7 protein-coding genes are annotated in these 12,027 nt (G+C 32.4%); 5 read left to right on the top strand and 2 right to left on the bottom strand.

Annotation, left to right across the window (positions count from 1 at the left end; translation table 11 throughout):
• Positions 1 to 53: 53 nt before the first annotated feature.
• Both BLT80_RS05770 and BLT80_RS05765 read right to left on the bottom strand, forming a co-directional pair.
• A complete protein-coding gene (locus BLT80_RS05770) occupies positions 54 to 584 on the bottom strand; it encodes a hypothetical protein (RefSeq protein WP_092466607.1) in 531 nt (176 codons plus the stop codon).
• A 141-nt stretch (positions 585 to 725) separates the two neighbouring features.
• The gene (locus BLT80_RS05765; protein ID WP_092466606.1) at positions 726 to 1,094 is read right to left on the bottom strand and encodes a hypothetical protein; all 369 of its coding nucleotides are present in this window, start codon (positions 1,092 to 1,094) and stop codon (positions 726 to 728) included.
• Between the two features lie 455 nt (positions 1,095 to 1,549).
• Here BLT80_RS05765 and BLT80_RS05755 point away from each other — a divergent pair, with 455 nt between their 5' ends.
• From BLT80_RS05755 to BLT80_RS05735, 5 genes are read left to right on the top strand one after another with little or no spacing between them, the layout of a single operon-like run.
• A complete protein-coding gene (locus BLT80_RS05755) occupies positions 1,550 to 3,094 on the top strand; it encodes a trypsin-like peptidase domain-containing protein (protein WP_092466604.1) in 1,545 nt (514 codons plus the stop codon).
• Between the two features lie 50 nt (positions 3,095 to 3,144).
• Positions 3,145 to 4,584 carry an alpha/beta hydrolase gene (locus BLT80_RS05750; protein WP_092466603.1) on the top strand — a complete coding sequence of 480 codons (1,440 nt, stop codon included), beginning with the start codon at positions 3,145 to 3,147 and terminating at the stop codon, positions 4,582 to 4,584.
• Between the two features lie 27 nt (positions 4,585 to 4,611).
• Entirely contained in the window at positions 4,612 to 6,042 is a 1,431-nt protein-coding gene (locus BLT80_RS05745; RefSeq protein ID WP_092466602.1) for a hypothetical protein, read from the top strand.
• A 19-nt stretch (positions 6,043 to 6,061) separates the two neighbouring features.
• Complete coding sequence (locus BLT80_RS05740; protein ID WP_092466601.1) at positions 6,062 to 8,041, top strand: caspase family protein; 1,980 nt, start codon at positions 6,062 to 6,064, stop codon at positions 8,039 to 8,041.
• A gap of 24 nt (positions 8,042 to 8,065) precedes the next feature.
• On the top strand, positions 8,066 to 11,941 hold the full coding sequence (locus BLT80_RS05735; protein WP_092466600.1) for a CHAT domain-containing protein: 3,876 nt from the start codon (positions 8,066 to 8,068) through the stop codon (positions 11,939 to 11,941).
• Positions 11,942 to 12,027 lie beyond the last annotated feature (86 nt).

The following is a 12,027-nucleotide window of genomic DNA, read 5'->3' as shown; positions in this document are numbered from 1 at the left end:
GTCTTACAAAATTAAAATTCGAAAGACGGTTTTTTTATTCTAAAGCAATTCGTTTAAGCTAATACGACTTGTTTCTCATTTTCTGACGGCACAGCCTTCACCTTTTCTTCTAGAAGGTCATTTATAATGTCTTGCCATTTTTGCGCAATGACAATTTCATTATTTAAAGCCATTTCATCATCATTATTAAAAAGCACAAAGTTGGTAACTTCCTTTAAATTTTGATGCTCAAAAGACAATTGTATTTTATCTATTACATCGTAATGCTTCGTTTTATCCTTAATGCGTTTACTGTCTTTTATAAATTTGCAAGAGACTATAAATTTTAAATCTATAACCTGTGCATAAGCTGAGTCTTCTGTTTCTTTATAAAAAAACACCTTTTTTTCAACCTCATCCAGCCCTATTGCAAAGTTACTATGTACTTCAGTTTTACTCAATTTACAATTGTTTTGCGTCGCTTCAGACTGAAGTGCATTACGTAATTTTCGCTGTCTTTTTTTGCTTCCGTTTATAAATAGTGCAAATGGTAAAATAACGATAGCGATAATAATCGCATCGATAATAAATAATCCTGTTCCCATGATATTTGATTTCTTTGATAATAATTAAAAGTGTAAAAAATTAATATGGCATATGGTGCCATATTAGGCATCAGTTTTAAGGATGCTTTAGACCATTTCTAGTTAGAAATTATTTAAACGAAAAATGGTTTTACACCTATTTTACCAAAAAGAGTGAAAAGGAAAAAGGATAGCCCTTAAATGAATGTGAATTATACTATCGCGTTCTGCTCTTACAAATTGAGCATACTGTAATGTAAAAAGTTGATTACTGCGATAAAAAAGACCATCATTATTTACCGAGATTTCTTCTGATGGTGACGGTTCTACCTTTACATTAGAAACAACACTAAATTGTTCTTTCTGTACATCAATAAATTGATGATGCGTTGGCGAAAACGCGTAAACTTCGTCTGAAGATTCTGAAGCAGACTGTTCAATATCGCTACTAAATAATTGCAAGTCATTGGCGTGCACAGAAGTTACAAAGCCAACAACAATTATAATTATATTAAAAAGCGTCTTAAACATTTTTATTCTAAAATAGAGTACAAATTAAATCTATAATTTAGGAATCACTTATTAAATGACTGTTAAATTTCTTTGATTTCTAATTTTCGCAATCAACTTATGAGTGCAAATCCCTATACCTTAAGTTGATCTATAAAATCCTACATACTTACTAAAACCTTCAAATTGAATCAAATTCTTATTTAACACAAATATTGGAAGGCCGTACTTTATAATCTCTATAGCAATGGGACCTTCCTTTGATATCGCTTGCTTACAGTTTTTTAAAATTTCCTGAAATTCAATTGAAAATCTTGAAATATTCACGTCAATAGTTTTAACGTCTTCTTGTCGTTTCATCACTAATCACAGCTTAATTCATTGAATCTAAGAGCATTTCAACATCATTATTCATTATTTTATTGTTAAAATCATAAAAAACAATAACTTTAAAGCGCTATTAATTAACAATTCTTATGAGAAAACACTATCTATTCAGTCTAATAGTTGCTTTTAGTTTGTCGCTATTTGCGCAAGAAAAATCACAAAACAAAGAAATTGAATACCCATTTGCTGAACCAGGCTCTAAAGTAACTAGAGGTGTTTTTGGTGAAGATGGACGAAAGGAAGTTAAAGATGCTGAAGGTTATACAGACTTTGTAAGAGCTACAGCTGTTATGATTTCAAAACAAAACATCTATGATAATGAATTTTATGCATGGTCCTTACGCGATTTATTAACACAAAAATTTGAAACAGATAAGTTTCACCCAAATGTAAAATTCTTGGATCAACCAACTGTAGGTTCTTGCACAGGGTTTCTAATTGCACCCGACATTATGGTTACGGCTGGGCATTGTATAAATTCTATGGAAGACGCAAACAGATCTGTTTGGGTATTTGATTATACAAACGAGTCTGACTTTATAGATGGTAATCGCCTTAATTTTAAATCTGAAAATATTTTTGAAGTTGAAAGCATCATCGCTTCTACGTTTGATGATGACACAAACAATGACTATGCTATTTTAAAACTAAAAAGACAGTCTGATAGAGCACCGTACCGTTTTAGAACGAGCGGAACTGTTTTAGAAAATGGAGCTATTAATACTATTGGTTGTCCAACAGGTCTACCTTTAAAATTCTCTACGGATGCGGTGGTTGTTGATAATTCGCCAAGTAATTGGTTTAAAAGTAATATTGATTCATTTCCTGGAAATTCTGGTGGACCCGTTTTTGATCAAAACGGATTTATTGAAGGCATCTTAGTTAGAGGTGCTGTAGAATTTAATAAAGCTGATGATAAATATACAGGCGATTATAAATATGACGAAGATTGCGAATGTATAAAAACAGTGCAATGGGATTCTGTGGATTATACTGCCGGTTGCCAATCACATAAAATCACAGCTGTACCAACAGAAGCACTAATTATGTCTATATATAAGAATATAGAATATGCGGTACAGCATAATGTAATGAATCGATTTAATGCTTGGAGTATCTATAGTTGGATTTTTAATCACGATTACACCAATGAAAATGGTCGTTTTGAAACACTTGCTATTAATCACAATAACAACGACGCATTAGAACTTGTTTTAGATAATACTTCAGAAAACATATCTGATGATTATGCGAGAGCGTTAATTGATCTTGCTGTTTCTAAAAATAGTATTGAAGCTCTTAATATTATTTTAGAGAAAGGGCTTTTAGCCGATGCAGGAATGAACTCTAAATATACAGCACTGCAAAATGCTATAATAACTAATAAAACGGAGGCTGCCGAAACCTTAATATATTATGGAGCGGATACCAACGTAAAAACGAACAATGGAGATAATCTATTGCACTTAGTGGCTAAAACTGGCAGCAAAGATTTAGCTGAAATTTTAATAGATAAAGGGATTGATGCAGGAGCTAAAAATAATGACAAAAAGTATCCGGAGAAACTTGCAGCAAAAGCAAAACATAAAACTTTGGCAAAGTTTTTGAAAAAAGCTAGAAAAGGAAAACTATAAATTTCTACAGCTTTGCACTTAACATAAAAAATTAACTATCAATATTTTGCATGAAAAACTGGCTTAAAAAAATTAGCATAAATCATACTTTAGCATTTATTATGCTATGTGTTTTAGCGATAAATACAGACTTGCATAGTCAAAATAATGATTATGTGCTGCTGCAAAGCAATTCTATAATTCAGCACGATTCTTGTTTAACAAATAGATTTGATTACAGCACTTTTAAATTAGCTAAGGCACCAAACAATGCTATTTTAGATAGTTTAAACATTCAAGTTGAAGCCAATTATAAGAACGAAGAATTTAAATCTTTAGAAACGTTTAATCAATTCGATTTTAAATTTTGGTTACTCTCTAATGATAGTTTTAAAAACCAAGGAAATTTCAAATTGCGATTAACCTATTTTGTAAATGGTATTGCAGTATCGCAAAATTATAGCATCTGTTTAGATTACGTAGATCCAAATCAAAAAGACAGAGGCAGTCGTGGAAACAATCCAGATTTTGTAAAACTACCCATATACTTTGGTACTGACAGAGACTACGACAAAGCAGCTGATATCAATGATGCTTTTGGTACAGAACGTTCTCATTTAAAATATGGTATTGTAAACGTTAGCATTCCACACGATCATAGAGTTGGTGAGTTAGAAAGTCCTTCGATTTGGAAGTTTGAATTTTCTGAAGATCCAGCAAAACATATTATGATACATGATGTTGCCCTATTGGATAGGCAAAAATTCTTCAATAAATTAGCATCCGACATTAAAAAATCGGATAAAAAAAGTACATTTTTATTTGTACATGGTTATAACACTTCGTTTAGTGATGCAGCAAAGCGAACGGCTCAAATATCTTACGATTTAAAATTTGATGGTAAAGCGGTATTTTACAGTTGGCCATCACAAGCCTCTACCTATAAGTATGGGAAAGATGAAGAAAACATTGAATGGTCTAGAAAAAACTTAAGATTATTTCTAGAAGATTATTTATCTAAATCTGAAGCAGAAGACATCTATTTGGTTGCCCATAGTATGGGTAACCGCGGTTTAACTAAAGCCATTGTAGAAGTTCTAAAGGATCACCCAGAATTAAATTCTAAAATAAAAGAAATTATTTTGGCGGCTCCCGATATTGATGCCGATGTTTTTAAAAATGAAATAGCTCCTCAGATGATTTCTACAGCTAAAAAGCCAATTACACTGTATGTTTCGGCAGATGACTTAGCTTTAAAAGCTTCAAAATTATTACATGGAAACCCAAGAGCTGGCGATGCTGGCGAAAAAATGGTGCTATTAAAAGGTATTGAAACAATAGACGCCACTGGTATTGATACTAGTTTTTTAAGTCATTCTTATTTTGCAGACACCAACTCTATCATATCAGATATTTTTGATATTATAAAATCAGGACAACGCGCTTTAAAACGAAAACGTTTGTCTATTGTTAAACTAAATAATGACACCTACTGGAAAGTAAAACAGTAAATCAGGTATAAATTTAAATTTATCATCATGAAAAAAAACATCCCTAACAAAAGTATTTTAATTGTATTTGCATTTCTGTTTTTCAGCGCATTAACAGCTCAAGAGCGCTACAGAATCACCTACGATTATGCCACCGAGAAAGTGAGTTATCTTAAAATCGATAAGAATAATGTAGTTATAGACACGCTCGAAAATCCGAAGTTGAAACGAAATAGCTTAGTAGAACTTAAATTAAAAAATATAAACCCTTTTGCTGTACAAGTACAAACAGACGTCAAAGAAGAAGACTTACTATCTAGTGGACAAGGTTTTAATTTCAGCTCTTTATTAGGAGGCATTAACTCATTTACAGGAGACAATATAGATTTAAACACCTCTAACCTTCCAGATTCTCAAATGTTTAGATCTGAAGCCGGATCACGAGGGAGTGCTTCTGCAACTAGTAATTTTGAAGATTTAAACAATACGATTACTAACGTTTCGGCATTAAAAACAACATTACTATCTAATCTTTTAAATCCTAATTTAGATAAAGAAACAATTCTTAAAAATTTAATAGAAACCGCAGATGCCGAACCAGATGTACGATTGCCAAGTGCAAAAGATAACTTTTATGTCTATTTAGCAAAAGTTGAAAAATCTATCAAAGAAAGTCGATCTCAATTAGAAAGCAATGTTAAAACCATGTCTGGTGCTGTTGAAACTGAAATTGCTAACGACACAGATCTTACTAGGGGTGAATTAACCTCTCGCAACATTGCATTAGGAGATTTACAGCGCCTAATGACTAACCTTAATCAGTCCACAAATCAAAGTTTGCAAAGCTTAGAAGAATTACGTTCGCTATATACTGTTCTAGAAGCTTCAAATTTTGAACAAACTTACGATTACGAAATATCTGCAGACAAAGTAAATATTGAACTTAAATTTATACAAAGTGATTTTTCAAATGATATTGAAAATGATGGCACTTCAACAACATTAAAAACGAGAAATATTAAGCTATTTTCTAAAGGAGGTTTTAAAATTAATACGAGTGTCGCGATGACCTTAAATAATTTTGGATCTAAATCTAATGACTACTTTATAGATGATAGCGGAGTCATTGGCGCAGACAAAAATGACTTTTACACTCCTAACTTAAGCACCATGATTAACTTCTATCCCTATTTAGGTGAGAATTTTAACGTAGGAGGAAGTTTTGGGTTATCTATTCCTATTTCTGGAGACAATAATGTTAATGGTATTAATTTCCTTTTTGGACCATCTCTTTTCTTTGGAAGTGATAGTCGCCTATCGCTTTCGGGGGGAGTCGCTTATGGCCCGATAAAAAAGCTAACCAATGGTATGGAAGTTGGAGATATTACCCCATTTAATAGTACAGATAGCTTCACAAAAAACGTCTATGATTTTGGATACTATTTCGGCGTTTCATTCAGCCTCTTTGATTTAAACTAACATATTAATTAAAACAATTATGAAAAAACAAGCACTCTTTCTTATCGCCTTAATGTTTAGTTTAAATGTTATGGCCGAAAAATACGGACTTATCGTTGCAATTGGTGATTACCCTACAAAAACAGGTTGGTCCTCTATTAGCTCAGTTAATGATGTGCCTTTGATTAAAAATACTTTACTTAATCAAAATTTTAAAGAAGAAAACATCACCATACTTACTAATGCTGCTGCAACAAGAGCTGGTATTTTAAAAGCCATAGATGAGCTTCAGTCACGGATTAAACCTGGGGATGTTGTTGTGATTCATTATTCTGGTCATGGTCAGCAAATTTTTGATGATAATGGAGATGAAATTGATGATAAAGATGAAGCTTTGGTGCCTTATGATGCCTTAGTCAGATACACCTCAAATTATAAAGGAGAAAATCATATAAGAGATGATGAGTTGGGTAATATTATTGCTAATTTTAGAAATACACTTGGTGAAGACGGTCAGCTCCTAATTCTATTAGATAGTTGTCATTCTGGCTCTGCCACGAGAGGAGGTAAAGCGCGTGGTGGAGAATCTACTTTTGCACCAAAAGGTTGGGAAGCGTCCACTAATAAAAATGCAGCAGGAAGTGGTTTATTAGAAGTTACCAAGGTAAAACCAAATGCCGCACCTTTTGTAATGTTATCAGGAGCTTCAGCAGATGAGTTAAATTATGAATACGAAGGTTATGGTTCACTTAGTTTTGCATTTTCTAAAGCTATGGCTGAATTGGGAACAGATTTCACCTATAGAAAACTATTCTCTTCCATTTCTGCAAACATAAATGTTATTTCACCAAAGCAAACACCAACAATTGAAGGAGATTCTGATTATAAATTATTTAAAGGAGACTACGTAAAGCAACAACCTTATTTTGAAGTTTCAAAAGTACCACGCCCAGATATTATAAAAATAAACGCAGGTAAACTACAACGTTTATTTGATGGCACTACTGTTAATATTCTGCCAGCAGGCACGTCAAAGGTTGAAGAAAGTAACATTATTACAACAGGCACAATTACGAAAGCAACATTTAATGAATCAATAATAAAATTAGACACTAAATTAAGTTCTGAAAACGAAAAAGACTATTGGGTTTTTGTAGATCAACCTTCTTATGGTGATTTGGCAATGAATATTTACTTTGATACATCATTAAAGTCTGAAGCAATTAAGAAGAATGTGAGCAAATACTTAAAAGAACATAAATTAGGTGACATTGTTCAAGATTCTACCAAAGCAGATCTTATTCTAGAAGAATTAAAGAAAAACACCCAATTTTCAATAATTACCAGAAATGGAGGAAACAGTGTGTATACACAAACACGAATTGATGGTGATTACAATTACAAGCCTGTTACCGAAACACTTTTCAACTATGCACAAGGGAGTTATTTAAAAAAATTGAAATTAGATAATTTAGATTATGAATTTGAATTTAAATTATTGCCAGCCAAAAAAGATGAATATACAGATGAAGTGACGTTATTAGAGGAAGGTGACTTTAATAATGCGTCTGGTAAATTTCAGGTAAACACAACCTCTGACGCTGTCTATTTACAAGTCACAAACAAGAGCAACAAACCACTATACTTCAGTATTATAGAAATTAATTCAAAGGGGGAAATAGCACCATTTATGCCGAATGACCAATGTGAACGCAATGACAATGAACGTCTTATTCAACCCGGAAAAACCATGACCTTTAAAGATTGTATTTATTCATTTGGAGACCCTTACGAAACCTTAGTTTTAAAAGGTTTTGCAACCACGTCACCTATTAATTTTAGACCAACGGTAAAGTCGAGAGGAGCTAAAGCTGGCACACGGGGCACCACTGACCCTCTTGTAGGATTTATTGGACAAACGTACACACAAACCAGAGGAAGTAGTGGCTCAACAACGACTGGCCCTATTGATGGTTATAGTACTGAGTTTGTTTATGAGATTGTGAGAAGTAAAAACTAATTAGAAGTTTAAATACCTTTAAACTTGAGAATTAGATACTTCAACATATCAATTTTAGTATGCATCACTTTTTTAACGAGTGTAAAAAGCTATGGCCAAGACACTGAGAATATTTTCGACTATTGGCTAAACGAATACACCGTTGGCTATGAACGCTATGAAAAAGGGGATTTTACCAATGCCATTCCTCATTTTACGAATGCGCTTAATGTTAGTGATCAAATAGATTTTAGCACTAATAACGAAACTGAATATTATCCAATAAATAACCAAAATTATTTAGGCGTTTGTTATTTCAGACTAGAACAATACGAAAATGCTGCGACACATTTCGAAGGCACCTTAAAGCAAATTGATATATTAAAGACCGAAAACGATTCCTACTATAATCAAGTATTAGAGAACCTAATAAACAGCTATACCAATTTCGATTTACAAAAAACCATTGATACTCGTAAAACATTACTAAAACGATTAAAAACAAAAGATCTCAACTATGCACAGCAACTCTTTAGTTTAGCTTTTAACTATAAGAACGTAAATGACGAATTACAGTTCAACACAACATTGATTGAAGTTGACTCTATCCTGAGATTAAACAACGCTACAAATAATGATTTCTACGCTTACACGTCTTATTATTTAGGTAATTATTACTTCTCCATTGATGATTATAAAGCTTCAAGTTTCTACTTTTCTAAAGCTGAAAATTTAGTTGAATTTTTAAAAACAGATGAAAGTATTAACATCATAGACATTACCTTTTTAAACGGTGTGGCATTACTTAGACAAGATGATTTTGAAATGGCGGCATTAAAATTTGAATCGATACTAGATGCTCCTTATTATAAACAACCCGAAAACATAACTTTATACATTCAACTTGTTGATTATTATGCTAACGTTTTACAAAAATTAGGACAAACAAAAAAAGCAGAAACGGTACACTTTAACAGCCTTGCTTTCTTATTGGATAACAATGCAGAGAATACTGAAATTTATGCCATGCAGAATATCAACTTAGGTGAATTCTATTTAAACTCAGAAGACATTACCAATGCAGAAAAACACCTACACCTTGCCAAAACAATTTATGAAAAACTGGGTGTAAGCACGACTAATGATTATTTCATTTTACTCAACTACTTAGGACAACTCAATTACTTTAAAGGTAATTACAAAGTCGCTGAAGGTTACTATTTAAACGCTTTAAACCTCTATGACAAATTAGATGATAAGGTAGTAATGAATAAACTAAATGTAGAAAGCAACTTAGCTTTAGTTTACCAAAACACGGGAGTTGATGACTATGATAAAGCTCAAAAGCTACATTTAAAGGTTCTTCAAAATAAAAAAGAAATCTTAGGTGACATACATTCGGATTATGGAATTTCTTTGATGAACTATGGGAATTTCTTAATAGAAACAGGAGACTATCTTAAAGCAGAACAACAATTTAATAAGGCCCTGTCCATTTTTAAAACTACGATTGGGTCTAACAGTTTAATGTATGCTAAGCAATTACTAAACCTTGGACAGTTTTATTATACAACCCGACAAACTAAAAATAGCTTAGAGGCATTTAACGAAGCAATTAAAATTTACACAGCAAACCAGAGCCAAGAGTCTTATGGTATGGCATTAGCATTAGCAGGCAAGGGACTTAACATTCAATTTTTAGGAGAAACCGATAATGCACTCGAATTTCAACTTAAAGGTTTCGAAATTCTAAAAAATAATGCGAATCAAAGTCATATAGATTATGGTAAAATAGCCGTGAATATTGGAGCGTGTTACTATATAAAAGGAAACTATACTGAAGCTCTTTCGTACTACAAAAAAGCTCTTGAAAGTTATAAGACATCTCTAAATGAAGGTCATTATCTTTATGGCACCTTGCTTACCAATATTGCTGAAGCCTTAATTAATTCGAATCAAATTCCTGCAGCAATAGAAAACTTAGACAAAGCTTTAAATAATTTTTCTAATAACTATGGCATCGACAGTTATTATTACGGAACAGCATTAGCACAGAAAGGTGTCGCATTGTTTAAAGCAAAAAAATATAAGGAATCCATATCTATTTTAGAACAAGCCCAGCCAATTATTGCTAAATACACAGGTGAAGAAAGTGACCTTTTTAATCAGCTTCTTTTTCATTTGGCTGTAAATTATGAAGCTTTAGGAAATAATGACAAAGCAACTGAATTATACTTAAAAAACTACAAGGGTTTTAAAAAGGAACTAAAGGATGTTTTTACTTATAGAAGCGAAAATGAAAAGAAAGATTTTTTACGTCGTTTTGAAACCACACTTTCATGGTTGAGCAACTCTGTATTTAATTCGCACTTTCAAAACGAAGCATTATTAACAACAGGTTTAAATAATCAATTATTACTAAAAGGACTGCTTTTAAATACGACTAAAGATTTACTAGCAGAACTTTCTAATAATGGTGATGAAAACGTAAAGTTGAAAATTGAAAACTATAGACAACTTCGGCAGCAAAGAGAAAAATATTTGAACAGTATTTCAAAATACAAAGAATCAATTTTAGACAGTATTAAAACACAACTCAATAATTTAGAAATAGAATTGGTTAAGTTGCATAGTACTAACCTAAAATTGAATACAGATAATTTCAACAAGGATTGGACGCAAATAAAATCGAACTTAAAATCTAACGAAATTGCTTTAGAATTCACGAATTACACGGAGCGTGTAGATAATACTATTACGAATACTAAAGTGTATGGAGTTTACCTAATTTATAAAGATTGGGACCAACCCAAAATAATTGAATTATTTAAGGAAGAAGATTTAAAAGCTATTTTAAAGAGTCAGAACCCAAATACCTTATACCAAACTAGAGGTTCAAAATCAAAAAGCACAACGAATACCAAAGGGCTATATGAGCTTATTTGGTCACCAATCGAAGCGTCTTTAAAAGGTATTGAAACGGTTTACTTCTCGCCTAGCGGTTTATTAAATCAGATTCCATTTGCGGCTTTAGACACAGAAGGTAAGCCCATTTTAGCAAGTCAATATCAAATGGTACAATTAAGCAGCACATATAAAATAACTGAAATTAATACGGGTCCAAAATCCAATACTACGCTTTTTATTGGAGGTATTACTTATGACTTTATACCTTCTAAAACTAAAGCCGAATCTAAAGATACTATTTCTCAACTTTCAATATTAAAATCAGTTTCTGACACACGAAGCTTGGGAGCACAATGGAATTATTTAGCAGGAACTTTAGAGGAAGTCAATAGTATTGCATCTTTATTTTCAAAAAAAGATAAAGACTACTCCTCATTTACTGGTGCTAATGCTTCGGAAACACGTTTTAAAAACTTAAGTGGTAACGCTCCAAATATAATTCATATCGCCACACATGGTTTCTTTTTTGAAAACCCCAAAACCAGAACTCAAAGCGCTTTAAATACTGCGCAGAAAAATAGTTACACCATTAACGCGGACCCATTACTCCGTTCTGGATTATTATTTTCTGGCTCCAACTACGCTTGGCAAAATGGTAGTAATCCACACATAGAAGATGATGGAATTTTAACAGCCTTAGAAATCTCAAACCTAGATTTATCAAACACAGATTTAGTTGTGTTAAGCGCCTGTGAAACTGGTCTTGGTGACATTGACGGCTCTGAAGGTGTATATGGCTTACAACGTGCTTTTAAAATGGCTGGTGTAGATATTATTGTTATGAGTTTATGGGAAGTCCCAGATGCAGAAACCTCAGAGTTCATGACTACCTTTTACACCAATTGGCTAAGCGGACAAAAAATCAGAACGGCATTTAGGAATACACAATTAACAATGGCAAAAACGTATAAAGATCATCCAGAAAAATGGGCTGCTTTTGTATTATTTGAATAAGCTAAACTGGTCATACATAGCTAAAAAAAGACACACACAGATAAAATTTGTAATTTGTAGCTATCAATCCTAATATTGAAAACACA

Origin of the sequence: Winogradskyella thalassocola (genome assembly GCF_900099995.1) — a bacterium.
GTDB classification, from domain to species: domain Bacteria; phylum Bacteroidota; class Bacteroidia; order Flavobacteriales; family Flavobacteriaceae; genus Winogradskyella; species Winogradskyella thalassocola.
This window is presented reverse-complemented; position numbering and strand designations above follow the sequence as displayed.

Bases quoted from the DNA above. Each gene is read 5' to 3' on its own strand.
- BLT80_RS05770 (WP_092466607.1), bottom strand. From the start codon at position 584: ATGGGAACAGGATTATTTATTATCGATGCGATTATTATCGCTATCGTT.
- BLT80_RS05765 (WP_092466606.1), bottom strand. From the start codon at position 1,094: ATGTTTAAGACGCTTTTTAATATAATTATAATTGTTGTTGGCTTTGTA.
- BLT80_RS05755 (WP_092466604.1), top strand. From the start codon at position 1,550: ATGAGAAAACACTATCTATTCAGTCTAATAGTTGCTTTTAGTTTGTCG.
- BLT80_RS05750 (WP_092466603.1), top strand. From the start codon at position 3,145: ATGAAAAACTGGCTTAAAAAAATTAGCATAAATCATACTTTAGCATTT.
- BLT80_RS05745 (WP_092466602.1), top strand. From the start codon at position 4,612: ATGAAAAAAAACATCCCTAACAAAAGTATTTTAATTGTATTTGCATTT.
- BLT80_RS05740 (WP_092466601.1), top strand. From the start codon at position 6,062: ATGAAAAAACAAGCACTCTTTCTTATCGCCTTAATGTTTAGTTTAAAT.